This window comes from Peptoniphilus raoultii, assembly GCF_900099555.1.
Classification (GTDB): Bacteria; Bacillota; Clostridia; order Tissierellales; family Peptoniphilaceae; genus Peptoniphilus_A; species Peptoniphilus_A raoultii.
On sequence record NZ_FMWM01000002.1, the window covers coordinates 1,040,673 to 1,067,405 of the forward strand.

Annotated in this window: 22 protein-coding genes; 21 read left to right on the forward strand and 1 reads right to left on the reverse strand. The window is 31.0% G+C overall.

What is annotated here, in order from left to right; translation table 11 throughout:
• Positions 1 to 9 precede the first annotated feature (9 nt).
• The gene (locus BQ4446_RS05045; RefSeq protein WP_071027202.1) at positions 10 to 2,001 is read left to right on the forward strand and encodes an S-layer homology domain-containing protein; all 1,992 of its coding nucleotides are present in this window, start codon (positions 10 to 12) and stop codon (positions 1,999 to 2,001) included.
• Positions 2,002 to 2,143: 142 nt separating this feature from the next.
• Here BQ4446_RS05045 and BQ4446_RS08485 read toward each other — a convergent pair whose 3' ends face one another.
• Positions 2,144 to 2,341 carry a transposase gene (locus tag BQ4446_RS08485; protein ID WP_209019109.1) on the reverse strand — a complete coding sequence of 66 codons (198 nt, stop codon included), beginning with the start codon at positions 2,339 to 2,341 and terminating at the stop codon, positions 2,144 to 2,146.
• Positions 2,342 to 2,725: 384 nt separating this feature from the next.
• Between BQ4446_RS08485 and BQ4446_RS05050 the strand changes: the two genes are divergently transcribed.
• The 20 genes from BQ4446_RS05050 to BQ4446_RS05145 all read left to right on the forward strand — a co-directional run bounded on the left by BQ4446_RS05050 (position 2,726) and on the right by BQ4446_RS05145 (position 26,654).
• Positions 2,726 to 3,733 (forward strand): S-layer homology domain-containing protein, encoded by a 1,008-nt coding sequence (locus BQ4446_RS05050; protein WP_071027204.1) that lies wholly within the window; start codon positions 2,726 to 2,728, stop codon positions 3,731 to 3,733.
• Positions 3,726 to 4,421, forward strand: a complete 696-nt coding sequence (locus BQ4446_RS05055; protein ID WP_245149674.1) for a tRNA threonylcarbamoyladenosine dehydratase — start codon at positions 3,726 to 3,728, stop codon at positions 4,419 to 4,421. The genes BQ4446_RS05050 and BQ4446_RS05055 overlap by 8 nt, the downstream gene beginning before the upstream one ends.
• Position 4,422: 1 nt before the next feature.
• A complete protein-coding gene (locus tag BQ4446_RS05060) occupies positions 4,423 to 6,627 on the forward strand; it encodes an ATP-dependent helicase (RefSeq protein ID WP_071027206.1) in 2,205 nt (734 codons plus the stop codon).
• Complete coding sequence (gene ligA, locus BQ4446_RS05065; RefSeq protein ID WP_280630405.1) at positions 6,627 to 8,657, forward strand: NAD-dependent DNA ligase LigA; 2,031 nt, start codon at positions 6,627 to 6,629, stop codon at positions 8,655 to 8,657. The genes BQ4446_RS05060 and ligA overlap by 1 nt, the downstream gene beginning before the upstream one ends.
• Complete coding sequence (gene gatC / locus BQ4446_RS05070; protein WP_071027209.1) at positions 8,650 to 8,931, forward strand: Asp-tRNA(Asn)/Glu-tRNA(Gln) amidotransferase subunit GatC; 282 nt, start codon at positions 8,650 to 8,652, stop codon at positions 8,929 to 8,931. Before ligA ends, gatC begins: the two co-directional genes overlap by 8 nt.
• Positions 8,932 to 8,934: 3 nt before the next feature.
• Positions 8,935 to 10,377, forward strand: a complete 1,443-nt coding sequence (gene gatA / locus BQ4446_RS05075; RefSeq protein WP_071027210.1) for an Asp-tRNA(Asn)/Glu-tRNA(Gln) amidotransferase subunit GatA — start codon at positions 8,935 to 8,937, stop codon at positions 10,375 to 10,377.
• Positions 10,374 to 11,807 carry an Asp-tRNA(Asn)/Glu-tRNA(Gln) amidotransferase subunit GatB gene (gatB, locus tag BQ4446_RS05080; protein ID WP_071027212.1) on the forward strand — a complete coding sequence of 478 codons (1,434 nt, stop codon included), beginning with the start codon at positions 10,374 to 10,376 and terminating at the stop codon, positions 11,805 to 11,807. The genes gatA and gatB overlap by 4 nt, the downstream gene beginning before the upstream one ends.
• A 243-nt stretch (positions 11,808 to 12,050) precedes the next feature.
• Positions 12,051 to 12,659, forward strand: a complete 609-nt coding sequence (locus tag BQ4446_RS05085) for a hypothetical protein (RefSeq protein WP_071027214.1) — start codon at positions 12,051 to 12,053, stop codon at positions 12,657 to 12,659.
• The gene (locus tag BQ4446_RS05090; RefSeq protein WP_071027216.1) at positions 12,640 to 14,784 is read left to right on the forward strand and encodes a DUF3160 domain-containing protein; all 2,145 of its coding nucleotides are present in this window, start codon (positions 12,640 to 12,642) and stop codon (positions 14,782 to 14,784) included. Before BQ4446_RS05085 ends, BQ4446_RS05090 begins: the two co-directional genes overlap by 20 nt.
• A gap of 124 nt (positions 14,785 to 14,908) precedes the next feature.
• Positions 14,909 to 15,580, forward strand: coding sequence for a response regulator transcription factor (locus BQ4446_RS05095; protein ID WP_071027217.1), 672 nt, complete (start codon positions 14,909 to 14,911; stop codon positions 15,578 to 15,580).
• Positions 15,564 to 17,015 carry a sensor histidine kinase gene (locus BQ4446_RS05100; RefSeq protein ID WP_071027219.1) on the forward strand — a complete coding sequence of 484 codons (1,452 nt, stop codon included), beginning with the start codon at positions 15,564 to 15,566 and terminating at the stop codon, positions 17,013 to 17,015. Before BQ4446_RS05095 ends, BQ4446_RS05100 begins: the two co-directional genes overlap by 17 nt.
• 223 nt (positions 17,016 to 17,238) lie before the next feature.
• Positions 17,239 to 17,667, forward strand: a complete 429-nt coding sequence (gene mraZ / locus BQ4446_RS05105) for a division/cell wall cluster transcriptional repressor MraZ (protein ID WP_071027221.1) — start codon at positions 17,239 to 17,241, stop codon at positions 17,665 to 17,667.
• A complete protein-coding gene (gene rsmH / locus BQ4446_RS05110) occupies positions 17,667 to 18,602 on the forward strand; it encodes a 16S rRNA (cytosine(1402)-N(4))-methyltransferase RsmH (protein WP_071027222.1) in 936 nt (311 codons plus the stop codon). The genes mraZ and rsmH overlap by 1 nt, the downstream gene beginning before the upstream one ends.
• 1 nt (position 18,603) lies before the next feature.
• Positions 18,604 to 19,017, forward strand: coding sequence for a cell division protein FtsL (locus BQ4446_RS05115; protein WP_071027224.1), 414 nt, complete (start codon positions 18,604 to 18,606; stop codon positions 19,015 to 19,017).
• Positions 19,018 to 19,026: 9 nt separating this feature from the next.
• A complete protein-coding gene (locus BQ4446_RS05120) occupies positions 19,027 to 21,351 on the forward strand; it encodes a penicillin-binding transpeptidase domain-containing protein (RefSeq protein ID WP_071027225.1) in 2,325 nt (774 codons plus the stop codon).
• Entirely contained in the window at positions 21,344 to 22,294 is a 951-nt protein-coding gene (gene mraY / locus BQ4446_RS05125) for a phospho-N-acetylmuramoyl-pentapeptide-transferase (protein ID WP_071027227.1), read from the forward strand. Before BQ4446_RS05120 ends, mraY begins: the two co-directional genes overlap by 8 nt.
• Positions 22,295 to 22,301: 7 nt before the next feature.
• Positions 22,302 to 23,621, forward strand: coding sequence for a UDP-N-acetylmuramoyl-L-alanine--D-glutamate ligase (gene murD, locus BQ4446_RS05130; protein WP_071027229.1), 1,320 nt, complete (start codon positions 22,302 to 22,304; stop codon positions 23,619 to 23,621).
• The gene (locus tag BQ4446_RS05135) at positions 23,622 to 24,749 is read left to right on the forward strand and encodes an FtsW/RodA/SpoVE family cell cycle protein (RefSeq protein ID WP_071027231.1); all 1,128 of its coding nucleotides are present in this window, start codon (positions 23,622 to 23,624) and stop codon (positions 24,747 to 24,749) included.
• The gene (gene murG, locus BQ4446_RS05140; protein ID WP_071027233.1) at positions 24,746 to 25,828 is read left to right on the forward strand and encodes an undecaprenyldiphospho-muramoylpentapeptide beta-N-acetylglucosaminyltransferase; all 1,083 of its coding nucleotides are present in this window, start codon (positions 24,746 to 24,748) and stop codon (positions 25,826 to 25,828) included. The genes BQ4446_RS05135 and murG overlap by 4 nt, the downstream gene beginning before the upstream one ends.
• A gap of 19 nt (positions 25,829 to 25,847) precedes the next feature.
• Complete coding sequence (locus BQ4446_RS05145; protein ID WP_071027235.1) at positions 25,848 to 26,654, forward strand: cell division protein FtsQ/DivIB; 807 nt, start codon at positions 25,848 to 25,850, stop codon at positions 26,652 to 26,654.
• Positions 26,655 to 26,733: the final 79 nt, after the last annotated feature.

The window sequence follows — 26,733 nt, forward strand, 5'->3', positions numbered from 1 at the left end:
GAGGTAGTTATGATTAATTCTAAGATTAAGAAAGCGTTAGCTATAAGTCTTACTGCTATTACATTTGCTACAACATGCGTAAGTGCTAAATCTTTTAGTGATGTTAGCAGAACAGGAAGTTTTTCTTGGGCTTTCAGTGCAATAGATGAATTAAGCGACAAAAATGTAATTTCAGGTTATCCTGATGGAACCTACAAACCTGAAGCACCAGTATCTTTTCCTGAAGTAATGCAGCTTATAGTACAAGTTGTTAATCCAAGTGAAAGTGAAATTAAAGAAGCAAAAGATAAATATGAAAAATTATTAAATGAAAAGGACACACCAGATTGGGCAAAAAAAGCCTTTAGTGTTGCATTATATAGGGGGATAGTATCAGAAACTGAATTTAAAGATGCAGCTGATAAAGGATTTTTAGAAGCTAAAGAAAAGAAATATCCTATAAGAAAAGATATTGCCGTATTTTTTGCAAGGGCCTTAAAGCTATCAAGTAGTGGAGATAAATCTTACCTTAGACATGATGATTTAGATCAAATTCCAGATAATGTTAAGGGATATTTAGCATCATTAGTTAAGGCAGGAATTTTTACATCAACGGGCTCTGACGGTAAATTTAACGGTGATAAAGAAATTAGAAGATCAGAAATGGCAATAATTGTTAAGGCTGGTTTTGATTATATGTCAAGTCATGCTGAAGAAAAACCAGAAGCAAAGACTGGGAAAGTAATTCTTGCATCAAAATTAAATAATACAAATGTCTTAATTATTGAAGAAGGAAAGTCAAAATATTCTTTTGAATTAAATGACCAAACAAAATATAAGACAAAGGATAAGACCCTTAAATTTGATGACTTGCAAGCTGGCCAAGAAGTTAAGGTTGAATATGTAAAATCAAATTCATCTGACAAATTAGGCCTTGCAAAAACAGTTGAGATTACATCTTTAAACCAAAATTTAGTTGGCTATGTAAATTCAAAAACTACTAATACAATTACTATCAAATATACAGAAAATTCTTCAAAGCTAGACTTTAGAACAACAAGCAAAGTTTCAACATCTGATTCAAAAACTTTTGAGTTTGCATCTGATGCAAAAATAACTGCCTATGGCAATAAAATTGAACTTGATAAAGTTTCAACAGATGATTTAGTTGAATTTAAGTTAAATTCAGATGGAAAGATTTCTGAAATGATTGTATTTCCAAAAGAAGCAACTGTAAAGGGAAAAGTTACTTCAATTTCTACAAGCACATCTACTGGAGAAGTTAAGTTAAAACTTAGTGATAACAAGGAATATACTTTCTATATAACAAAAGATACAAAATCTTCTTTAAATAATGTAAAAGTAAATGACACAATTTATCTAAAGGTTAATTATAAAGTTGCAATTGACATAGGAGATAGTGCGGATAATCTTGTTTCAGGTGTCGTAACGGATTTTGCTTCAAGAGATGTTTGGGGAAGAAATAATGGTCATATAGAAATTAGAGTAAATAATTATAGTCCGGTTAAATATGAATTAGCATGGAATGTTAGATATGTAAATGGATCTTCACAAGCAACAAATCCACAAGCAAGAGATAGTGATTATATTGGCATGTATGTTCAGCTTGAACTTGATAGCAATGGAAAAGTTTCAGTAATTAGACAAACAGATAAGGCTGAATACTTTACAGCTAGAGGACAAGTAGTAGATTTTCAAAATTCAAGTTCAACTTTTAGCAGAGCTGAATATGACCTAATAATAAAAATAATTCAAAGCGATAATTCAAGAGTTGGATTGGGAAAAGAATATAGTGTAAGAGTCTATGACAGATCTTTTAGCAAATATGATATAGTTGAGCTTAAGGGTTATGTTGATGATAGAGGAAATGCACAAATTTCTTATGTAACACCAGTGGGAAGCTCATCTTATGAAGTAAGACCTGATTCAAGAATAAGAGATTCAAGAGATTTTGACAATTGGAGAAATCTTGGAGCAAGTAGTGGGGATTATTTTTATTAAAATTTAAAATTTTTAAGGTGATGTTGCAGAATAGATGATTCTACTCTGCAACATCATTTTTTTATTAAGCAGCTTTATATTTTATGATTTCTAAGTTCTTATTTTCTATTTTTGATGCCAGTTTATTTAAGTTTAGTGCTATTTATAAGAGACATATTTCACTTATTATGTTTTCTTTTCTTCTGTGGTGGAATCTGTTGTAGTTTAAGCCTGACTTTATTTTGTAAAATGCTCCTTCGGCTTGAATTGATCTATTTAATCTTTCTTCTATTCCTTGGTCGGACATTATGTTTTTTAAGGATTCTTCCCTATATTTTTGAAATGTTTCTGCTATGTAGATTCCTTTGGTTTTTTGTCCTTCTTTGCTCCAATCGAATCATCTGTAGACTTTTGTTGTTACGTATCCTCTTTTTCTTTTTCTGTATCTGTCATTACATCTTATGAATTCTTTGCCTTCTTGTGATTTGTATTTGTCTTGTTTTTCATCGTATTTTAAGCTTTCCCTAAATTCTTGCTCTTTTTTATGTTTTCATGTTTTCAACTTTTCATAGTTTGATGGTTTTATGTAGGATGTTTATATTTCCTCGTCTTTTTTCTATGATGGGACTTTTGCAACAGCTCCTTTTTTTAGATAAAACTTTCAATAATTCAAATTAAAGGCTTATCCTTAAAAAATTCCTTATTCTTTTTCTATCTATGTTATAATATTTTATGGAGTGATGAAATGAAAATCAAAAATAAGATATTATTATTTATTATTATAATTTTAATGCCTATGAGCATTTTTGCAGGAACCTTTAAGGATGTTAATGAATCAGGTAATTATTCATGGGCCTATACTTATGTGGAAAAAATGGTAGAAGAAAATATTTTAAAGGGCTTTCCTGACGGAACTTACAAGCCAAATAAGTCTGTATCTTTTTTAGAAACTCTTCAAATTTTAAAGAGCATATCTGTAAGAGCAAGGGAAAATCAAATTGATTCTTTAAATTCTTATGAAAATATTTTTAAGGAATATAAAATCCCTGAATGGTCAAGGGAAGCTGTGTCCTTTTCTTTGACTAGGGGTGTTGTAAGTGAATTAACTTTAAAAGCTGCCTATAATAAGAATATGATTAATTCAAAAAGTTATCCATCAAGAAATACTGTTGCTCTTTTATTTGCAAGATTTTTAAATGTAAAAGAAGATGGGGATTATTCTTCCTTAACTTATAAGGACCTAGATTCTATTCCTGATAATATAAAGAAAATTTTACCAAAACTTATAGAAATGGGAATTTTCACAAAAGATGGTTCCAATGGTAATTTTAATGGGTCGAAATTTATTAGAAGGTCTGAAATGGCTGTTATTTCTTCAAAGCTTTTAGATTATATTAAGGCAAATCCAAATTATAGTAATGATAATATGGGAATTGATATAAATCAAATAGATAATAAGGACAATATTATTGGCCCTAAGGCTCATGAAGAAGAGCTGAAAAAAGATGAAAAAATTATAGAAGATGTAATTAATTCTAAGGTGAATTTTAAGGGCAAGATATCTAATATTGTTGATGGCGGAACTATAAAGTATATGTATATTGATATTACAGAATCTGATAACAAGAATTTAATTCTTCCAAAAACTGTTATTGTCTACACTAATAAGTACTTAAAAGTTGGAGATTTAGTTGAAGGCAGAGCAGTTTTAGATGAAAATAAAGAAGTTAAAGATGCAAAATTAAATGATTGATATGGAAAATAATTTTTTTAGCAGAACTTCCTTAATGCTTAGTAGCGAGGATATAAAAAAATTAAATTCTTCAAGAGTTTTGCTTTTTGGCCTTGGAGGGGTTGGAGCAGCATCTTGTGAAGCTCTAGCGAGGGCTGGCATTGGAAAAATCGGAATTTGTGATGGCGATGTCTATGAAATTACAAATATGAATAGGCAGCTCTATGCTACAAAAAAATCCCTAGGGAAGGCAAAAACAGATGTCGCCTATGAAAGAATTAAGGATATTCGGGATATTGACGTTATAAAATACACTTTTTCTTATAATGAAGAAACTAAGGATAATATAAATTTTAAGGATTATGACTTTATAATTGATGCCATAGATAATGTAAGTTCAAAACTTTTAATTATTGAGAGGGCAAGAGAGGCTGGAGTAAAAATAATTTCTTCTATGGGGACGGGTAATAAACTTGACCCCACAAAATTTGAAATTGATTTTATTGAAAATACAAGCATTGACCCCCTTGCAAAGATTATAAGAAAAAAACTTAAGGGAAAAAATATAAGGAAAATTCCTGTGGTCTATTCAAAGGAAGAGCCCATAAAAACTTCTATGAGAACTCCGGGCTCTGTTTCTTTTGTGCCACCTGTATCTGGCTTTATTTTAGCCTCCTATGTAGTTAGGAATTTATTAGATGAGGAGTAAAATGGATTTAAGTACTTTAAATGACAGGCAAAGAGAGGCTCTTTTATATAATGAAGGCCCCTTACTTATTTTAGCAGGAGCTGGCAGTGGCAAGACAAAAGTTGTTACCAATAAAATTGCCTATCTTATTGAAAATGGTATACAGTCTTGGAAAATTTTGGCCATAACCTTTACCAACAAGGCCGCCAAAGAAATGAAAACAAGGGTTGGAAAATTAATAGATAATGATATTGATGCCATGTGGATTGGTACCTTTCACTCAATTTGCCTTAGGGTTTTAAGAAAAAATATTGAAGTTCTTGGTTATAAATCAAATTACACAATTTATGACAGGCAGGACCAATCAACTTTAGTTAAAGATGCCCTAAAAGACCTTAATTTATCTAAGGATATCTATTCTAAGAATTCTATTATTTCTCAGATTTCAATGATGAAAAATGAAGAAGTTTCTCCAAAGGAAGCTGAAGCAGAGTTCAAGGATGATATCTATAAGTTAAATGTGGCAAAAATTTATGCCTACTATGAAAAGAAATTAAAGGAAAATAATGCCTTGGATTTTGACGATTTAATTATAAAGACTGTTGAGATTTTAAGGGATTATAAGGAAGTTCGAGATTTTTATCAAAATAAATTTGAATATGTATTTGTTGATGAATATCAGGATACAAACTCCATTCAATATAAATTAATAAAATACCTGGCAGGAGATGACCCAAAGCTTACAGTTGTTGGTGATAATGACCAGTCCATTTATAAGTGGAGAGGGGCAGATATTAATAATATTTTAAATTTTCAAGAGGACTTTCCAGGTGCAAAAATCATAAAGCTGGAGCAAAATTATAGGTCTAGCCAAAAAATTTTGGACACTGCCAATGCCCTTATAAAAAATAATCCAGCAAAGTTCAAGAAAAATCTTTGGACAGAAAGAAAGGGCGGAAGCGAAGTTTCCTATAGGGAATTTAATTCATCTGATGAAGAATCCTATGAAATTTCCAACCAAATTTTGAAATTAAATTATAAGGGCAAGTCTTTTGACGATATGGCAATTTTATATAGGACTAATGCCCAGTCAAGGACCTTTGAAGAAAAGTTAATGAGAGAAGGCATTAATTATAAAATAGTTGGAGGATTAAGATTTTATGACAGGGCAGAAATAAAGGATATTTTGGCATATTTAAAAGTAATTAATAATCCAAATGATGAAATTGCCCTAAAGAGAATTATAAATACACCCAAAAGAGGCATTGGCGATACTACAGTAGAGGAAATTGAGGGCTATGCAGCATCTCATAATAAGTCAATTTTTGAAGTTATTAGCTCCTTAGATGAAAGTGATTTAAATTTAAGGTCAGAAAAAAGCATTAAGGCTTTTGTGTCTAGTATTAATTTATTTTTGGAAAGAAAAAAAGACCTTCCTCTGTATAAGCTATTGGAATTAGTTTTGAAAGAAACTGAATATGTGCATAAATTGGAAAAAGAGGGGACGGTTGAAGCCAGAGGTCGAATTGACAATGTAAATGAACTTATGTCAAATTTAATGTCCTATCCTGATAATTATAGCTTAGAAGAGTATTTAGGGGAAATGAGTCTTTTAACTGATCTTGACAAGACAAGTGGCAATAAGGGAGTTAGTTTAATGACAGTTCACGCTGCCAAGGGTCTTGAATTTTCTATTGTCTTTTTAGTAGGAATGGAAGAAGGATTATTTCCAATTATTAGGGACTTGGAAGTTGAAGAAGATATTGAAGAGGAAAGAAGACTTTGTTATGTTGCAGTTACAAGGGCCAAAGACCTTTTATATATTTCTTCTTGCAAGACAAGATTTTTATATGGAAAATCAACTCCAAAACTTAGGTCAAGATTTATAAACGAAATGGAAGAAGCTATTGAAAACTTTAAGGGCGGAGATGAAAAGCTCCTTAGGGTTATAAATTATAATGACGATTCAAAAACAAAAACTTATGATAGTCCTTATAGGGAAAAATTTAAGGGAGAAACTTATAAGAAATCTGAAAATAAAAAGGAAAAACCTAAAATTCAAACTACTATAAATGTTGGCGACAAGGTTTCGCATAAAATTTTTGGCAAGGGAATGGTAGTAGGAAAAAAGGAAAAGGACGGCGACTTTGAACTTGTTGTTTCCTTTGACAAGAAGGGGCTTAAAAAATTAATGCAAAGTTTTGCACCTCTAAAGGTAGAAAATTAATGAATGAAATGAAAGAAAATAAAATGGAAAATCCTTTAAACAATCATGAAAAAATGAAAGACCTTGTTAAAAAATTAAATTCCTATGCCTATAATTATTACACCTTAGATGAGCCTTTAGTTTCAGATGGGGAATATGATAAGCTTTATGACCAGCTTATAGAAATGGAAAAAAGGGAGAATTATGTTCTGCCAGATTCTCCAAGCCAAAGAGTTGGTGGAGAAGTTTTAAAAAAATTTGAAAAGCATAAGCATATAAAGCCCCTATATTCTATGGACAAGGCTCAGTCCCTTGACCAGTTAAAAACTTGGTATCAAAGGCAAATAAATTTTGTTAGGGATTATAATCAAAGCCATAGTGATAAACTTCCAGACCCGGAATTTATTATAGAATTGAAATTTGACGGTCTTACCATAAATTTAACCTATGAAGGCGGCTATCTTTCACTTGCAACCACAAGGGGCAATGGAAGTATTGGCGAAATTATAACAGAGCAGGTTAAGACTATAAATGAAGTTCCCTTATCCATTGATTTTAAAGGAAAATGCGAAATTCAAGGGGAGGGATTGATGCCCCTTTCAGCCCTAAAGAAATATAATGAAAGTACTAGCGAAAAATTAAAAAATGCAAGGAATGCAGCGGCAGGAGCTTTGAGAAATTTAGATCCAAAACTTACAAAAAGTAGGCATTTAACAGCCTATTTTTATAATGTAAATTATATTGAAGCAGCGATTTTTAAAAATGACATTCAAATGAAAGATTTTCTAAAAAAAGAGGGATTTTTAGTTTCTAAAATGAATTATAGGGCAAAAAGTTTTGAAGAAATTGAAAAGAGAATAGAAGAAATTTCAGAAATTAGAAGTGATTTAAATATTTTAATTGACGGAATAACCATAAAAATTAGTGATTTTAAAACAAGAGAGCTTTTAGGATTTACCAATAAATTTCCAAGATGGTCCATTGCCTTTAAGTTTGCAGCACAGGAGGCAACAACAAGGCTTTTAGAGGTCGTTTGGAATGTTGGAAGGTCTTCAAAAGTTACACCTTCTGCAATTCTTCAGCCCTGCCAAATAGGTGGAGTTACAATTCAAAGGGCAACTCTCAATAATTTTGATGATATTAATAGAAAGAAATTAAGACTTAATTCAAAAGTTTTAATTAGAAGGTCAAATGATGTTATTCCTGAAATTTTGGGGACAGTCCCCACAGAAGAAAAAACCTATGAAATAAAAAAGCCAGAAGTTTGCCCGGCTTGCGGTACTCATCTTATACAAAATGGTGTTCACATCTTCTGTCCAAATACTCTTTCTTGCAAACCTCAATTAGTTTCAAGGCTTGTACATTTTGCTTCAAGGGATGCCATGAATATTGAAGGCTTAAGTGAAAAAACTATTGAAACTTTTATGGAAAAACTTGACTTAAAGGAAATTCCTGATTTATACAATCTTAAGGCAAGTGATATAATAAAACTTGAAGGTTTTAAGGAAAAAAGAACACAGAATCTTTTAACTGCCATAGAAAACAGCAAAAATCCTTATTTGGCAAATTTTATTTTTGCTCTTGGCATTGCTAATGTTGGTATAAAAACTGCAAGAGATTTGGCAAATTACTTTAAAAATTTTGATGACTTTAGGATAGCAAGTTTTGAAGAATTAAAGGATATTGGCGATATTGGTCCAATAACTGCCTATGAAATCATAGAATTTTTTAAGGATTCTCACATAGAATCTTCCCTAGCAAAACTTTTTGATCATGGGATAAAAATAAAATATGATGAAAATTCTTTTGAAGATAGTCCTTTAAAAGATAAGGTTATAGTAATTACTGGCACTCTTTCAAGGTCCAGAAAAGAAATTGAAGCAGATCTTTTACAAAGAGGGGCAAAAGTTACATCAAGTGTTAGTAAAAATACTGACTATGTTTTGGCTGGAGAAAGCCCTGGTTCAAAATATGATAAGGCAAAAAATCTAGGTATAGAAATTATTTCAGAAGATAGATTAAAAGAGCTTTTCGGAGGTAATGATGAATAGAGAAGAAATTAAACACATATCAGACATTGCACAAATTGAATTTACAGATGAAGAACTAGATGGTTTTGAAAAAGATTTTTTAGAAACCATGGATTTAATTGAAAACATTAAAAAAATTGACACTCAAGGAGTGGATGAAGTTTTTCAAGTAAATGGAACTGTAAATAATTTGAAGGAGGATGAAATTAAAAAGTCCCTTTCTCAAGAAGAAGCAACAAAAAATGCTAAGTCAGAAAAATATGGTTATTTTAAATTGTTAAAATTTGTGGAGTAGGATATGGATATATTAAATTTAAAGGCAAGAGAACTTGCAGAGGGCTACAGAAATAGGGATTTTTCTGTAGAGGAAGTTACAAAAGAATATTTTAAGAATATTAAGGAAAAAAATGGAGAAATCAATGCTTATATTTCCTTAAATGAAGAAAATGCTCTAAAAGAAGCAAAGGAAGTTGACGAAAAATTTAGAAATAGGGAAGAATTGTCAAAAATTGCAGGTATCCCAATTTCCATTAAGGATAATATTGCAGTTAAGGACTTAAAAATGACCTGTGCATCAAAAATTCTTGAAAATTTTGTAAGCCCCTATGATGCTGAAGTTGTTAGAAAAATAAAGGCAAATGATGGAATTATTTTAGGCAAGGTAAATTTAGATGAATTTGCCATGGGTGCTTCAACAAAAACATCTTATTTTGGTGTTACAAAAAATCCTCTTAATACAAAACTTGTTTCTGGGGGTTCATCAGGTGGAAGTGCAGCATCTGTTGCTGGAAATATGGCGGCAATTTCTCTTGGAACGGACACTGGAGGAAGTGTAAGGCAGCCTTCATCTTTTTGCGGCACAGTGGGAATGAAGCCAACCTATGGCACAGTTTCAAGATTTGGAGTTTCTTCAATGGCCAATACTTTTGATCAAGTTGGTGTAATTGGAAAAGATGTTGAAGATATGCAAAGTCTATTATCAATAATTGAAGGTAGAGATGAAAAAGATGCAACTTCAGTTGGAAATGAATCCCTAAAGGATAATTTTGATTTTAATAATGCTGAAAATTCTTTAAAGGGAATTAAGGTTGCAATTCCAAAAATTTATTTGGATATGAACCTTGATAAGGATATTAAGGGAGAATTTAACAAGGCAATTGACATACTTCTTGAAAATGGGGCTATTGTTGAAGAATTTAATATTGAATCCTTAAAATATGTTATTGAAACCTACCACATTTTAGTTAATGGTGAAATTGCATCAAACCTTGCAAGATTTGATTCTGTAATTTATGGCCACAGGGCTGAAAATTTTTCAAATATTGAAGAGATGTATAGAAAATCAAGAAGAGAAGGTTTCGGCAATGAAGTTAAGAGAAGAATTATGATTGGAACTCATATTTTATCTCTTGATCTTGCTGAAGATTATTATTACAAGGCCCTTAAAGTTCGTGGAATTATAAAAAGGGATATGGAAAATATGTTTAAGGACTATGATTTAATGTTATGCCCAACTTATCCCGTATATCCCTTTGAAATTAATAGAGAAATGTCAGCCGTAGAAATTTATGCTGGGGATTTATTTACAATTCCTGCTAATATGGCAGGATGCCCATCAATTTCAATCCCAATGCCAAAAAAAGAAAATGGACTTTCCGTTGGTATGGAATTTACAGCTAAAAGATTTAAGGATAGGGAACTAATTAATGCTGCCCATGCTTTTGAAAGGAGTTTAAGATGACATATAAAACAATTGTGGGTCTTGAAATCCACGTAGAACTTTCAACAAAGACAAAGGCCTTTTGCTCATGCGAAAATTCTTTTGGAGGTCAGCCAAATACAAGAGTGTGCCCTATTTGTCTTGCCCTTCCCGGAGCTATGCCTGTTTTAAATAAAAATGTTTTAAGATATTCTGTTATGGCTGCTAAAGCCTTAAACTGTACTATAAATAATAAGTCAAAATTTGACAGAAAAAATTATTTTTATCCTGATCTAACCAAGGGTTTTCAAATTACACAAAATGACAAACCAATTTGTGAAGAAGGATTTTTAACAATTAATTCAAATGGTGAAGACAAAAAAATTGGAATTTTTAGGATTCAAATGGAAGAAGATACTGGAAAAAGTTTGCACACAGAAGGGGACGAAACTCTGATGGATTATAATAGATCCGGAGTTCCTCTAATTGAAATTGTAACAAAACCTGATATGAATTCTGGAGCTGAAGCCAGAATGTTTCTTGAAAAATTAAAAAACACCCTAATCTATCTTGGAATTTCAGATTGCAAAATGGAAGAAGGTTCCTTAAGGTGCGATGTAAATGTCAATGTTAAGGAAATTGAAAGCGGAAGAAAAACTGCCGTCACAGAAGTTAAAAATTTAAATTCCTTTAGGGGAGTTGAAAAGGCAATTGATTTTGAAGTTCAAAGACATATTAAACTTTTGGAAAATGATGAAAAGGAAATAAGAACAACAAGAAGATGGGACGATGCCAAAAATGAGACTATTTTAATGAGAGTAAAATATACTGTGGCCGACTATAGGTTTGCACCTGAAGGTGATTTGCCGCCAGTTGTAATTACAGATGGTGAAATCAATGAAATTATTTCACATATGCCAGAGCTTCCGGAAGATAAAAAGTTAAGATTTATGAAAGACTATAAATTAAACGACTATGATTCAAAAATTTTAACATCTTCAAAAGAGCTTGCTAGCTTTTATGAAAGGCTTGCAGGGAAATTTGATGACTATAATATGTTGTCTAATTGGATTTTAACAGAAATCCTAAGGCAAGTAGATTTAGAAAATGGTGAGGAAATTAAACTTTCCTTTGCCGATGATGAATTTATTAAACTTTTAAGGTCTGTTAAGGATAATAAAATTTCAAATAATGCAGGAAAAAAAGTTTTGCTTGAAATGTTTGAAACAGGTGAATCTTCTGATGAAATTATTAAAAGGCTAGGCCTAATTCAAATTTCAGATTCGGGATTTATTGAAGAAATTGTTGATAAGGTTATGAAAGCAAATCCGCAGTCTATAGAAGATTTTAAAAATGGAAAATCCAGAGCCTTGGGATTTTTAGTTGGCCAAGTTATGAAAGAATCTAAGGGCAAGGCCAATCCAAAAATGGTTAATGAACTCGTAAGTAAAAAATTAAATTCTTTAATTTAACTAATGCTGCTATTGTGGTTTTTCAGTTATTAAAAAGTTAAAATTATAGGAACAGTCCACACTCTAAGAGTGGAGCAAGGGCAGTTCCTATTTTTTTGAAAAAAATTATTTCAAATATTAGCTAATAAAAAATTTTAAATTTTAAAAAAATTTTTGCTATTTTATTTATTTTGCATTCATCTTAAAAAGCCGATTATGGAGGCTTTTCTTGTTATTTCTAAAGCAATATGCTAAAATAAAAGCATGAAAAAGTTTTTATTTTTCGTCATAATTATTTCTATTTTTCTATTTTATATGTCAAGGGAAAGGCTGCTTCTAAGGGCAGAGGGATTTATTTCTGACAAAAATACTAGCAGGGAAGTTTTGATCTATGGACCTAGATATTCAAAATACGGAAATACTATAATAATTCCTTCAATATCTTACATAAAAAAATTAAGGGGAAGGAACAAATTTAATATTTTTAAGCTTGATATTTGTGATTTAGATGGTGATGGGATAGAAGAGATTAATTTTGGAGTTTACAAAAAATCTCCCCACCACAGGGTAATGGCTAAAAGGGTTTTTGCCTATAATTTTGAGGAAAAGCTTGTCCCTAAATATAGGTGCTCAAGATTTTCAAAACCCCTTTTAGATTATTTTATAAAAGAAAAGGATAGGTCTGAAATTTATTGTCTTTTAAGGACAAGGACTGGAAAAACGGTTGAAGTCTATAGATATACTGATTTTTCCTATGAGAGAATTAAAACTTTTGATTTAGATACTTATGAGGATATAAAGTTAGAAGATAATAAAATATTTGTAAAAAACCTAGGAAGGTGGGAAATATATAATGAAGAAGATTTTTATTAGTTTGCTTATTATTAGTCTTTTACTTGCCGGATGCTCAAAAGAAGAAGGCAAGGAAATAAATAATAAGGGTGAAGAAAGAGTAGAAGTTAAGAAAGAGGAAATAGGATTTGAAAATAAAATGAAAAGTGTTGAGCTTTTAAATTCCAAAATAAATGCCGCATACAAAGAAATTCCTTTAAAGGAAGATTTTTCTAATCTTGCAAATTATGGTGCCTTTGATTATGGTGAGGGGTTTTCTATTACAGATGAGCAAAAACAATTGCTTCTAAAAAATGGATTTTTTGTATTGGATTCTTATGGAGCTGAACAGCCTTTTCAAATCTATGAATTTAATGAGTATTTTTCCAATTCAAGTTTTGTTACAACGGATTCTATGGTCCATCTCTACCATGTTTTCTATGACAATATGCTAAGACAAGTTGAAGAAGATAAATTCTTGCCTCTTTTAGAGGAATTTAATGGTCTTATGCTTGAAAAATCATTAGATGACTATAAAAATACAGAAGATGAGGAAATTAAAGAGGCGGCTAAGGCAAATGTAATTTTATTTGCTACTGGAGAATTTGTTATTGGCGATAATTTAATAAAGTCTGACAAATCCCTTGGCATTGATGAAGAAATTTTTAAGCTAGCCAGTGATGAATTTAAAAAAATCAGGGGACAAAGTTCTGATATTTCAAATATTACGGGAACTGACCTTGACTATAGCCAGTTTATCCCTAGAGGCCACTACACTAAAAGCGATAATTTGAAAAAATATTTTGCCCTAAATATGCTTTATTCACAAAATAAATTTAACTTTTTCAATGGCTCAAAAAATCTTAAATCTCACCTTTTAAGCAGCCTATTAATTACAAGGAACCTTGTTAATGACGATAAAACAAAAGATATTTACCTTAAAGTAGTGGGAACTTTAGACTTTTTAGTTGAAAAAAGTGAAAAGACAGATGCCATAGATCTTGCTAGGCTCTACTATAAAAATTTTAATTTTTCTGATGACATAAATTCTTTAAATGATGGCAAAAAACTTAATAATATCTTTGAAGAATTGAAAAAAGTCCCCATTAAAATAAATCCGGGCCTAGGAAATTATTTTGCAGTGATTCCTCAAAAGGCACCAATTGATAACACATGGGCTCAAAAACTAGTTGACACTGCTGAGGCAGGGAAAGCTTCAAATAAGCCAAAATATTCAGGCCTTGAAATTATGGCTCTCCTTGGAAGTTCTATTTCTGAAAATATAATAAAAAATGACGAAAATATACAAAAGTGGGATGAATATCCTAAACGCTATGAAGAAGTAAAAAGTGAAGTGGAAAATTTAGATAAAGATTTTTGGAATAAAAATTTATATAGGGGATATTTTTCTCTTATGAGAGAATATAATAATTCCTATGGAGAGGGATATCCAAAATTTATGACAAATGACGAATGGAAGAAAAAAGACATAAATTCAGCCCTTGGCTTATGGGCTGCCCTAAAGCATGATACAATTCTCTATTCAGAAGCAGTTGTTGCAGAAATGGGTGGTGGAGAAGAAGTTGAAGTAGGAAATTTTGTTGAACCAAATATTAGACTGTATGAAAGACTTGACTATCTTTTAAGATTTACCCTTGAAAATTTAAAGGCAAGAGATTTGTTAAGTGCAGATCAAATCAAAGGTTTTGATAATTTTATAAGTCTTAATAAATTCTTAATGGATTGCAGCCACAAGGAGCTTGAAAGTGGCAGCCTTTCAAAGGAAGATAATGATAGATTATCTTATATTGGTGGAGAAATGGAAAATATTTTTATTTCCTTTGTAAATCCCAAAGCCCAAGGTTTTTGGGAACTGGGTGATAAGTCTGATAGGGATATGGCAGTTGTTGCAGACTTAATGAAAATTCCAGAAAATTCATGGAATCTTCCAGCAGGGCATTATGAAGAAGTGGGTCTTGGATATTGCAAGGAAATGTATGTAGCCTATACAATTAATGGAAAAGTTTTTATAGGAATAGGACCAGTTCTTTCATATTATGAATTTGTATCAGAAAAAAGACTTAATGATGAAGAATTTAGAGGCCTTCTAATGGAAAATAAAATTGATGAACTTGAATTTACAAAATCCTATAAGGCAAAATCTTAATATAAAAAATTAATTGCAGTTATTTCAGCTGCAATTTTTTTATAAAAATTAGAAGTCTTTAAATTTTTAAGAATATTTCATATAATAAACACAAAAGTATAAGAAAATAAGTAAAGGTGATAAGATGTTTAAAATTTTAGTTGTTGATGATGAAAAAAAAATAAGAGAAGTTATAAAAACCTATGCAGAATTTGAAGGCAATGAAGTTGTGGAAGCAGTTGATGGAATTGATGCCATAGAAAAGGTAAAAGAAGAAGATTTTGATGTAATAGTTATGGATATAATGATGCCACGTCTTGACGGTTTTTCATCCTATAAAGAAATAAAAAAAATCAAGACCATACCTGTTTTAATGCTATCAGCAAGGGGTGAGGAATATGACAAATTATTTGGCTTTGAAATTGGCATTGATGACTATGTTACAAAACCCTTCTCACCTAAGGAACTAATGGCAAGGCTAAATGTTATTGTCAACAGAAATTCAAAAAACAATGACAACAAAATTTTAGAATATGAGGGCCTTAAAATTGATCTTGACGGCAGAGTTGTCTTTGTAGATGACCAAAAAGTTGAAATGACTCCAAAAGAATATGACCTTTTAGTTTTTATGGTTCAAAATGAAAATATAGCCTTGAATAGGGAAACTCTGTTAAATAAAGTCTGGGGCTATGACTTTTTTGGTGATGACAGAACCGTTGACACCCATATTAAAATGCTGAGAAATTCCATTAAAGATTATAGAAAATTCATAGTTACAGTTAGGGGAGTAGGTTATAAATTTGACACAAGAGAATAAGAATTTTGAAAAAATAAAAAAAATTAATATTGATAAGGACTCCATACTTTTTAAACTTTGGTCCTATTTTGCAGTTTTTTCCATAATTATTCTTGTCTGCCTTTGGCTTTTACAAACTGTTCTATTTGGATATGTATATGAAAATTTAAAGATTCACGAAGTTACAAAAGTAGGAAATAATTTAAGAAATGAATTTGATAAGGGGAATTTCCAGGATTTACTTTTAAATTATGTAAATACTAAGGGTCTTAATATTTCAGTTTTTGATGAAGATGGTGTAATCATTTATCCTATAACCTTACTTGATCTTATAAAATCTTCAAGGACTTATATGACCATGGAAACTTTTGACAAATTTTTCGGCAGCCTACAAAGGGAAAATTTAAAATATAAGGTAACAACAATGAGATTTGACAAGGAAGATGAACCTAGAATAATTTATTCAGGCTACCTTGGCAAAAATGAAGGAAAAAAATATTATCTTTTTATAGACACAGTTTTAAAGCCAGTAGACGTTACAGTTGATGTTACAAAAAGGATTTTAATGATAGTATCAGTTTTATCCTTGATTTTATCTTTGCTCCTTGCCTTTTTCCTTTCAAAAAGAATTTCCAGGCCTCTTGTTAAAATGTCAAATACGGCCAAAGAACTTGCACACGGCAATTATAATGTAAATTTTAAAAAGGGCGAGTATACAGAAATTGACAATCTTTCAAATACCTTAAACTATGCTAAAGATGAACTTACAAAAACTATTGAGGTGAGAAAAGATTTAATTGCAAATGTCAGTCACGATTTAAAAACGCCCCTTACAGTAATTAAATCCTATGGAGAAATGATTAGAGATATTTCAGGATCTAATGAAAAAATGAGAAATGACCATTTAAATACAATTATTTCAGAAGCGGATTACCTTACAAATCTTGTAAATGATCTTTTAGATTTATCTAAAATAGAATCAGAACTTGAAGATATAAAGCTAGAAAAATTTGATTTATTTGACCTTACAGGTAAAGTTACTGACAGGTTTAAGCATCTTACAGATTCGCCCATAGATTTTAAAATCGAAAGGGAAGGAAATACAGAAATTTTTGCAGACAAGAGAAAAATTGAGCAGGTCATCTATAATTTTATAAATAATGCCATAAACTATTCTAAAAGTTCTAATGAAATACTATTAAAAATATTTGAAAGTGAAGAAGGAGTTGAATTTCATTGCATAGATCATGGAATTGGCATTGATGAAAGTGAAATTAATTCAATTTGGGATAGATTTTATAGGGCAGGAACAAACCATACAAGGCCTCAAGTTGGAACTGGTCTTGGCCTTTATATAGTAAAGAGCATTTTAAACCTTCACTCCTTTAAATTTGGAGTAAATTCAAAAATAAATGAAGGAAGCGATTTTTACTTTATAGGAAAAAAATCAAATTAAATAAAAAATAAATTAAAAATAATCTAGTTAATTTAAAAATTTAAAAAATAAAAATTAAAAATTTTTGTCACTCTTTGAGAGTGATTTTTTTTAAAAATTTTTTCGGGACTATGGGCCTAATTTGAAAATTTAAGGCAAATTGAATGGAAAGTGGTAGGATTTTGTAGTAAAATTATATCAAGTGGAAGAAAATGGATTAAAGTGGAATGAAGTGGTGAATAAAATGTTGATTGGTGAATATTATCACAATCTCGACCCTAAGGGTAGAATTACAATTCCATCAAAATTTAGAGAAGATTTGACAGACTTTGTTATGACTAAGGGCCTGGATAATTGCCTATTTTTGTATCCAAAAAATGAATGGATAAAGATTGAAAATAAATTAAAAGAACTTCCAATGACAAACAAGGCTGTTAGATCTTTTGTAAGAACATTTTTTTCTGGTGCTACAAGCTCCACAATAGATAAACAAGGCAGAGTTATAATTCCTCAAAATTTGCGAGACTATGCCGAAATTAAAGACTCTTCAGTTATTATCGGCCTTTCTAATAGGGCCGAAATATGGGCTGAAGAAAATTGGGAAAAATACAATAATGAAGAGGGCCTTTCTTATGAAGAATTGGCCGAAAAGATGTCGGAGCTGGGAATATAATGGAATTTTCCCACAAAAGTGTTTTATATAGTGAAGTTTTAGAATCACTTAATATTAGAAAAGATAAAAATTATTTAGATGCCACAATTGGCGGGGCGGGTCATTCACTTGGCATTGCTAAAAAACTTGATGGCTCAGGACTTTTAATAGGCATTGATCAGGATGAAGAGGCCCTAAAAAAATCAGGAGAAGTTTTAAAAGATTATTCAAATGTAAAATTACTTAAGTCCAATTTCAAAGATTTTGATAAAGTTTTAGCTTCTTTACATATTAACAAAATAGAAGGTGTTTTACTTGATTTAGGAGTTTCTTCCTATCAATTTGACAACGGCGAAAGGGGTTTTTCCTATAGATATAATGCTAGGCTTGACATGAGAATGGATAGGGACCAAAAAATTTCAGCCTATGAAATTGTTAATAATTATTCAGAAGAGGAACTTATAAGAATAATAAGAGATTTTGGGGAAGAGAGATGGGCTGAGAGAATTAGCAAATTTATTGTAGATGAAAGAAAAGATAAAAAAATTGTCACAACTTTTGATCTTGTTGATGTCATAAAAAAAGCAGTTCCCAAAGGTGCAAGACAAAATGGACCTCATCCTGCAAAAAGAACATTTCAGGCAATAAGAATTGAAGTAAACCATGAACTTGATATTTTAAGAGATACAATTTTTAAGCTTGTCCATAGATTAAATCCTGGTGGCAGAATAGCAATTATTTCTTTTCATTCCCTAGAGGACAGAATTGTGAAGGATGCCTTTAAATATTTATTTTTAGACTGCATTTGTCCACCTGACCAGCCAATATGCACTTGTAATAAAAAAAGAGAAATAAAAATTATTACAAGAAAACCTATTTTGCCTAGCAAGGAGGAGCTGCTAGAAAATAATAGGAGCCATAGTGCAAAACTGCGAGTAGCAGAAAAAGAGGGTTAATATGAAAAATAGATTAGATAATAATAAAAAAAGTTTAAAAAAACGATATAATAAAAGAAGAGGAATTTTAAAAAACAAGGCCTTGATTTTATGTCTAACTATTTTTGTTATTGCAATTTCTGCTGTAACATTTATGTACTCACAAAACGCTGCATTAGACAGACAAATTCTATCCACCAAAAGTAAAATAGATGAACTGACTAAGACAAAGATGACCCTCATTGGAGATTTAAAGGGTATAAAATCCCAAATTGAAGTTGCTGATATAGCAAGCTATAAATTAGGTATGATTTATCCCGATGGATCTCAAATAGTTTATATAGACACAGAAGATAAGGATATTAAACAAGACGTTAATTATAATGTTTTTTTAAGTCCCATTGTGTCAGTTCTAAGGTCTTTTAATAATAATTAAGGGGAAGATATGAACTTATTTGGAAATGAAGCTAGAAAGAAGAAAAAAATGCCTTATGATAGTGAGAAGAGAATTAACGCCTTTTCCCTAATATTTTTTCTTATTCTAGCTATTTTATTTATGACAATAATTATTAGGCTCTTATTTATTTTAGTCGTTGAATCAGGAGAACTAACAATTGATGCATTAAATCAAATTACTAAAACTGAAGTCATTAATTCCAATAGAGGAATTATTTATGATAGAAATAAAAAAGAACTTGCCATTAATATTTCCAAGGCCAATGTTTTTTATAATATGGGATATTTGGAGCAGGGCAAAAAAGAAAGTTTTGAAGACTTTAAAAAGAGAAGAGAAGAAATTTATCTTGAAGATGCAAAGACTATAGCAAATATTTGTGGTCTTGATGAAGAAGAAGTTTATAAAAATATGAAGGGGACAAAGGTTGTTAGGCTTGCATCAAATATTGAAAGATCTAAGGCCATAAAATTAAAGGAAAAAAGATCAGTCTACGGTAGACAAAAAAAGAAAAATTTAAGGGCCATGTCAATTGATGATGTCACAAGAAGATATTATCCCTACAACAATTTAGCTTCCCATGTTATTGGTTTTATTAATGATGAATCAATGGGTCAATATGGAGTTGAAGCTTCTTTTGATGAAGAACTTACGGGAATCCCGGGCAAAAATGTTGTACAAAAAGATAATGCCCACAATATTATTCCTTTAACTGAGGGAGAAACTTTTGCTCCCAAGGAAGGTTATTCACTACTCTTGACAATTGATGCAAATATTCAGCAGTTTGCAGAATCTGCAGCAAAAAAAGCTTTTGAAACTAATCAGGCTGACTCCTGCTCCATAATTGTTCAAGATACAAAAAATGGTGAAATTCTTGCCATGACAACAAAAAGTGATTATAACTTAAATGATCCTAAAAAACCAGTAACCAAAGAACAAGAAAAAAATTGGTTTTTATATACAGATAAGGAAAAGACAAATATTTGGTACGACAATTGGCGAAACTTTAATGTCAATGACCAGTATGAACCGGGTTCAACTTTTAAAGTAATTACTGCAGCATCAGCTATTGAACAAAACACAACAAGCCCTGATGCAACATATATCTGCGGAGGAGAAATAAATCTTGGCGGCACAGTTTTAAAATGCACTTCTCATGCAAGGGGACAAAAAACTATGGCGGAAGCCTTTGAACAGTCATGTAACGTTTCCTTTGTAAAAATTGGAGAGCAGCTTGGCCCTGAAAACTTTTTAAAATATATTAAGGCCTTTGGTTTTGGTGAAAGGACTGGAATTGAACTAAATGGAGAAAGTTTGGGTCTTGTGCCTGAAAAGGCTGAAGATATTAATCCAGTTAGATTTGCCACTATGTGCTATGGACACGGAATCGCAGTTACTCCCATTCAGTTAATTAATTCTATTTCGTGCGTAGCCAATGGGGGATTTTTAAATAGGCCAAGAATTGTTAAAGAAATAATTGATGACAATAATAATATTATAGAAAAGAAAGAAACAAAACTTATGAGAAGGGTAATTTCTCAGTCCACATCTGATACAATGAGGGGATTAATGGAAAGAGTCGTTTTAAATGGGACAGGTAAACTTGCCAAAGTTCCTGGCTACAGAGTTGGAGGAAAATCAGGGACTGCTGAAATTGCTAGAGAAGATGGAAGAGGATATGAAGATGCCTATATAGCCTCCTTTGTTGGAGTAGCCCCCATAAATGATCCTAAGATTACTGTTCTTGTAATTGTAAAAAATCCCAAGGGGGAAATTTTAGGAGGAACAGTTGCCGCTCCTGTTGTTTCAGAAGTTATGGAAAGAACTTTAAATTATTTAAAAATTCAAAAGACGGAAGAAGTTAAGGAAGAGGCAAAAGAATATGTAACAATTCCTGATGTAAGGGGTATGCTTTTAGAAGATGGCGGAAAAAGAATAATTGATTCTGGCATAAAATTTGATACTAACATGGAAACCATTAGTGACAGTGCAGTAATTGTTGGTCAAAATCCGTCAGCTGGAATTGATATTTTAAAGGGACAAGTTATTGATCTTGCCATAGATAATAATGATGGCGACGTGCTTGTTATGCCTGATTTATCAAGAAAAAATAAGAGTGAAATTGAAAATATTCTAAAAAAATTAAAGGTTGATTATAATATCGAAGGTGACGGAGGATTTATTTCTCAAAGTCCTGAAAAGGGAAAAGAACTTGATAGGACAACAAAAGTAAAGATAATTCTTGAAGATGTCACTACAGATAAAAATGAATCTTCAAATAATAAGGCAAATAACAAGGGAGACAGAGATGAGTAATATTTTAATAATATTTCTAGCGTTAGTAATTTCATTAATAGCAGGAAAATTTTTTATACCGCTTTTAAGAAGAATTAAGGCAGGACAAAGTATTAGGGAAGATGGCCCCAAAAGTCATATGATAAAAACAGGTACACCTACAATTGGGGGACTAATATTTTTGACTTCAATGCTAATAACAAATTTAATTTTCAATAAAATAAATTTAACCCTAGTTCTATTAATATTTGCTACCTTTGCCTTTGGCCTTGTTGGCTTTATAGATGATTATATTAAGGTTGTAAAAAAAAGAAATTTAGGTTTAACTGCCATTCAAAAACTAAGTCTACAAATTTTAGTATCATTAGTTTTAATTTTCTTTCAATATTATAGTTCAAGCCTTGAAAATCATGTTTATGTTCCAATAATTAAAAAATTTATTTCCTTTGGAGTTTTTTACATTCCCTTTATTTTATTTGTAATAGTTGGGACTGTAAATTCTGTAAATATTACAGACGGTTTAGATGGTCTTTCATCAGGGGTGACAATAATTTGCCTAGGATTTTTTGCCATCTGTGCCTATAAATTTAATAATATGGAAATTTTTAAATTTTCCATAATATTAATTGGAGCCCTATTAGGATTTTTATATTTTAACAAATATCCAGCAAAAGTTTTTATGGGAGATACAGGGTCTCTTGCCCTTGGCGGGGCAGTTTCAGCCATTGCAGTTTTATTAAATATCCCCTTAATTCTTCCCGTTGCTGGCGGAATTTATTTTATAGAAACCCTATCAGTTATTATTCAAGTTATTTCTTTTAAAACCAGGGGCAAAAGAGTCTTTTTAATGAGCCCACTACACCATCATTTTGAGCAAAAGGGCTGGAAAGAACAAAAAGTTGTTTGGACTTTTTATCTTGCTGAAGGAATTTTTTGCCTGATATCATATTTAATTTTATTTTAGGTGGCCTATGTTAAATAATAAAAAAGTCCTTATTATGGGTATGGGTTTAACGGGGAAGTCAGCCTTAAAGGCTTTAAGTCAAATGCCCTGCAAAGTCTATGTTTATGATGAGAATAAAAATTTAAATTTATCAAATATTAAGGAAGATTTTGTTATCTTTAAGGATGAAGACTTAAAGGATATTGACCTAATTATAAAAAGTCCTGGAATTTATCCTGACCATGACTTATTAGTTAAGGCTAGAGATGAAAATATTGAAGTTATTAGCGATTTAGAATTTGCATATAGGATAACAAAATGTAAAAATTTAATAGCCATAACAGGTACAAATGGAAAGACGACAACAACAACCCTTTTAGGAGATATTTTAAAGAGAGTAAGAAAAACTTATGTTGGGGGAAATATTGGAGTGGGACTTTCAGATATTGCCTTAGAAGCTAAAAAAGATGATTTTTTTGTTATAGAAGCTTCGTCTTTTCAGCTTGAAGATACACTTACCTTTAAACCTAAAATTGCAATTTTAACCTATGTTACAAAAGACCACCTGGATTGGCACAAGTCAGAAGATAATTATGTAAGAGCAAAATATAAAATTTTTGCCAATCAAGATGGGGAAGACTATGCTATTTTAAACAGCGAAGATAGGTCGGCGAGGGATTTAAAAAAATTAAAATCAAAAGTCCTTTATTTTTCAGCGAAAAATAATAATATTGAAGGTGCCTTTTTAAAAGACAAGGCAATTTATATAAGACTAAGGGGCAGGGAAGAAAAAATTATTGACATCAAAGATATAAAAATTCCCGGTATCCACAATGCAAAAAATATAATGGCAGCTATTTTGGCAGCAAAAATTTTAAAAGTTGATGACGAAATTATTATAGATGCCGTTAAAAAATTCACAGGTGTTGCCCACAGAATTGAATTTATTAAGGAAATTAAAGGTGTAAAATATTATAATGACTCCAAGGGAACAAATCCCGATTCAACACTTGTGGCAGTTGAAGCTATGGATCAAAACTGCATTTTAATTGCTGGAGGCTATGACAAGGGTTCAGATTTTGACGATCTTTTTAAAAAAACATCATCAAAAATAAGTCACCTAATCCTTATGGGTCAAACTGCAGAAAAGATAAGTCTGGCAGCAAAAAAATATAATATTGATTATTATCTTGTGGAGAACTTACAAATGGCTGTAACAACTGCCAAAAATCTTGCTAAAAAAGGAGATAGTATCCTTCTTTCTCCTGCCTGTGCTTCTTGGGATATGTATAAGTCCTATGAAGAAAGAGGAGAAGACTTTCGAAAAATTGTTAGTGAGTTGATTTAATTGAAATTAAAAATAAAAAAAGATATAAGGGATGTGGACACAGCACTTTTAGTAGATGTGATTTTACTAATAATTTTTGGGTTATTTTCAGTTGCATCTGCATCCTTTCCTGCTACAATTAAATATAATGTAAATAGGTTTTATTATCTTATAAGACAAATGATTTGGATGATTCTTGGAATTTTCTCCATATTTTTTATCCTTAAGATAAATAAAAATTTTATAAAAAATCATATAGATATAGTTTTTGGCCTTAGCCTATTACTAATATTTTTATTATGGACGCCAATGGGAAAACTTGTTAATGGCCAGGTTAGGTGGCTTAAAATTGTTATAGGTTCAAGGGAAATTTTTTCCTTTCAACCATCAGACCTTTTAAAGGTTGCTTCAATTGTCTATATGGCAAAATTTTTATCTAATAATATTAAAAGAATTTCCGAAGGCTCTATATTTTTAACAGTTTTATTAATTATGGGCCTATCAGTAATCCCAATTATGGTAAAGGACTTTTCAACGGCTGTTGTTATTGGCCTTGCACTTTTTGCCATGTTTACATCAGCGGGAATGACCAAAAAAGAATTTTTTATCATTTTAGTCATTGGCCTAGGAGTTATTGCTATTATTTTAATGGGACCAGGTTCAAAATTTAGAAGGGAAAGAATTGCAAGTATGTTTGCAGATAGCGACGATAAAATGAGCAACTCCCTTTATCAAATAACTCAGTCCCTCTATGCCATTGCTCTGGGAGGCTACACGGGAAGCGGATTTTTTCAGTCCAAGCAAAAATATGCTAACCTTCCTGAAGCACACACGGACTTTATTTTTTCTGTTATATGTGAAGAGTTTGGTTTTGTTGGAGCACTATTTCTAATTATTCTTTATTTAATTTTTATTTATAGGGGTTTTGTTATTGCCAGCAGGGCAAAGGATAATTTTTATAAATTTACTGCCATTGGACTTACAACTTATATTGGCATCCAAGCTTTTTTTAATCTGGGAGTTGCAGTAAAAATTTTGCCAGTTACTGGAATCACTCTCCCCTTTATTTCTTATGGGGGAACGGCCCTTGTTATGTCCATGGTTGCAGTGGGACTTTTACTAAAAATATCGAAAGAGGGAAATCAATGAAATATATTTTAAGTGGTGGCGGAACTGGAGGTCATATTTACCCAGCTCTAGCCATTTGTCATGAATTGGAAAAAGAAGATAAGGATGCAGAAATTTTATATGTTGGTAAAAAAGATTCTTTGGAAGAAGAGCTTGTAAAAAAAGAGGGATTTGCCTTTAAATCCATCCATATTTCAGGCCTGCCAAGAAAGAAAATTAATAAGGATACAGTAATCACTATGTTTAATTTGCTAAGGGGTTTAAATGAGTGTGAAAAAATAATCAAGGAATTTAAACCGGATGTAGTAATAGGAACTGGCGGATATGTATGTGCTCCAATTGTTATGAAGGCTCAGCAAAAGGGAATAAAAACTGTTATCCAAGAACAAAATGCCTTTCCAGGAAAGACAAATAGGTTTTTATCAAGAAAGGCTGACCTTATATTTTTAAATTTTAGGGAAGCTCAAAAGTATTTTAATAATGAACATATAATTTTTACTGGAAATCCTGTAAGGGAAGATTTTTCTTATATTGATAGAAATAAGGCCAGAAATAAGTTAAAATTAAAAGAAGAAAAACTTGTCTTTTCTTTTGGTGGTAGCGGAGGTCAAGAATCTACAAATGATGCATTAAAGGAAATTTTAAAAGATCAAAAAGATCTTGACTTTAAACTTGTCCACGTAACTGGTAAGGAGCACTATAAAAATTTTATTGCTGATTTAGATATACCGAAAAATGTAGAAATTCTTGATTATACCTATGAAGTTCCAACATATTTAATGGCATCAGATCTTGTTATTGCATCATCATCAGCCATGACACTTGCAGAAATTTCAGCTGTGGGTCTTGCGTCAATTCTTATACCAAAAGCCTACACAGCTGGTAACCATCAAGTTTTTAATGCAAATTCCTATGAAAATATGGGAGCATCATCTGTAATTACTGAAGATATTTTAAATGGTCAAAGACTTTTAGAAGAAATCCAAAAGATTTTAAAGGACCATAAATTAAGAGAAGAAATGGCGGAAAATTCTAAAAAACTTGGAAATCCCAAGGCCGTTAAGGAAATAGTAAAGGAAATTTTAGAACGACTCGCCTAAGATAAATTTGAGTGATAGTATGGAAAAAAAACTAAGAAAAATTAAAAAAAGGCCAAGAAAATTTAGGAGAATTTTTAGAATCTTTAGCAGATTTTTTATATTTTTTTCACTCATATTTTTAATAGTTTTTGCCATTAGACATTCTATACTTTTTAAAATAAGGGAAATTAATGTCCTAGGGAACAGTCGTGTTAAAAGAGAAGAAATTTTAAGGGCGGGGTCCTTAAAAGTAGGGGAAAAATTTTACAATATTTCAAAGGACGAAAGGATTAAGGCCATAGAAAAAATTTCCTATGTTAATGACTGCGATCTTTCTTTTAAACTAGGAGGCAAAGTTATTGTAAAAATAAGTGAAAGAAAGCCCTACTATCAAATTCAAAAAAATGACTTTTATTTAATTGATGAGAACTTTAGAATATTAGAGGCCCTAAAAAGCAAGTCATCTAACCTTCTTGATATTTATGGAGTAGACATAGATAATTTAAAAATCGGTGACTATATTTTTAAAGGAGAAGGAGATAGGGAAAAGGTAAATCTTTTAAAAGAACTTAAAGATGAAAAATATAATTTAAGGGGAAATTTAAAATCTGTGGAGCTTTTAGATTCAATTTCAACTTTTATAACCATTGATGGCATAAAAATTCATTTTGGTTCTTATGAAAATATTGAATATAAATTAACTACCTTAAAATTAATTTTAGATGATATAAAAAATACAGGCAAAAATGCAGAAAGTATTTTAATGGAAAAGGGCGAGAATCCTATTGTAAATGGCCAAAGGGATATAAGATATAGGGAAGAAAGCGAAAGTAGCACAGAAAATTAAACTTTTACTTCAGTAAATTATAAAAATTTGATAAAAATTTGCTAATTTTATATATTTTAAGGTAAAATATTTATATATA

Excerpts from the sequence above, each read along its gene's own strand:
- BQ4446_RS05045 (WP_071027202.1), top strand. The coding sequence starts at position 10 with ATGATTAATTCTAAGATTAAGAAAGCGTTAGCTATAAGTCTTACTGCT.
- BQ4446_RS05050 (WP_071027204.1), top strand. The coding sequence starts at position 2,726 with ATGAAAATCAAAAATAAGATATTATTATTTATTATTATAATTTTAATG.
- BQ4446_RS05055 (WP_245149674.1), top strand. The coding sequence starts at position 3,726 with ATGATTGATATGGAAAATAATTTTTTTAGCAGAACTTCCTTAATGCTT.
- BQ4446_RS05060 (WP_071027206.1), top strand. The coding sequence starts at position 4,423 with ATGGATTTAAGTACTTTAAATGACAGGCAAAGAGAGGCTCTTTTATAT.
- ligA (WP_280630405.1), top strand. The coding sequence starts at position 6,627 with ATGAATGAAATGAAAGAAAATAAAATGGAAAATCCTTTAAACAATCAT.
- gatC (WP_071027209.1), top strand. The coding sequence starts at position 8,650 with ATGAATAGAGAAGAAATTAAACACATATCAGACATTGCACAAATTGAA.
- gatA (WP_071027210.1), top strand. The coding sequence starts at position 8,935 with ATGGATATATTAAATTTAAAGGCAAGAGAACTTGCAGAGGGCTACAGA.
- gatB (WP_071027212.1), top strand. The coding sequence starts at position 10,374 with ATGACATATAAAACAATTGTGGGTCTTGAAATCCACGTAGAACTTTCA.
- BQ4446_RS05085 (WP_071027214.1), top strand. The coding sequence starts at position 12,051 with ATGAAAAAGTTTTTATTTTTCGTCATAATTATTTCTATTTTTCTATTT.
- BQ4446_RS05090 (WP_071027216.1), top strand. The coding sequence starts at position 12,640 with ATGAAGAAGATTTTTATTAGTTTGCTTATTATTAGTCTTTTACTTGCC.
- BQ4446_RS05095 (WP_071027217.1), top strand. The coding sequence starts at position 14,909 with ATGTTTAAAATTTTAGTTGTTGATGATGAAAAAAAAATAAGAGAAGTT.
- mraZ (WP_071027221.1), top strand. The coding sequence starts at position 17,239 with ATGTTGATTGGTGAATATTATCACAATCTCGACCCTAAGGGTAGAATT.
- rsmH (WP_071027222.1), top strand. The coding sequence starts at position 17,667 with ATGGAATTTTCCCACAAAAGTGTTTTATATAGTGAAGTTTTAGAATCA.
- BQ4446_RS05115 (WP_071027224.1), top strand. The coding sequence starts at position 18,604 with ATGAAAAATAGATTAGATAATAATAAAAAAAGTTTAAAAAAACGATAT.
- BQ4446_RS05120 (WP_071027225.1), top strand. The coding sequence starts at position 19,027 with ATGAACTTATTTGGAAATGAAGCTAGAAAGAAGAAAAAAATGCCTTAT.
- mraY (WP_071027227.1), top strand. The coding sequence starts at position 21,344 with ATGAGTAATATTTTAATAATATTTCTAGCGTTAGTAATTTCATTAATA.
- murD (WP_071027229.1), top strand. The coding sequence starts at position 22,302 with ATGTTAAATAATAAAAAAGTCCTTATTATGGGTATGGGTTTAACGGGG.
- murG (WP_071027233.1), top strand. The coding sequence starts at position 24,746 with ATGAAATATATTTTAAGTGGTGGCGGAACTGGAGGTCATATTTACCCA.
- BQ4446_RS05145 (WP_071027235.1), top strand. The coding sequence starts at position 25,848 with ATGGAAAAAAAACTAAGAAAAATTAAAAAAAGGCCAAGAAAATTTAGG.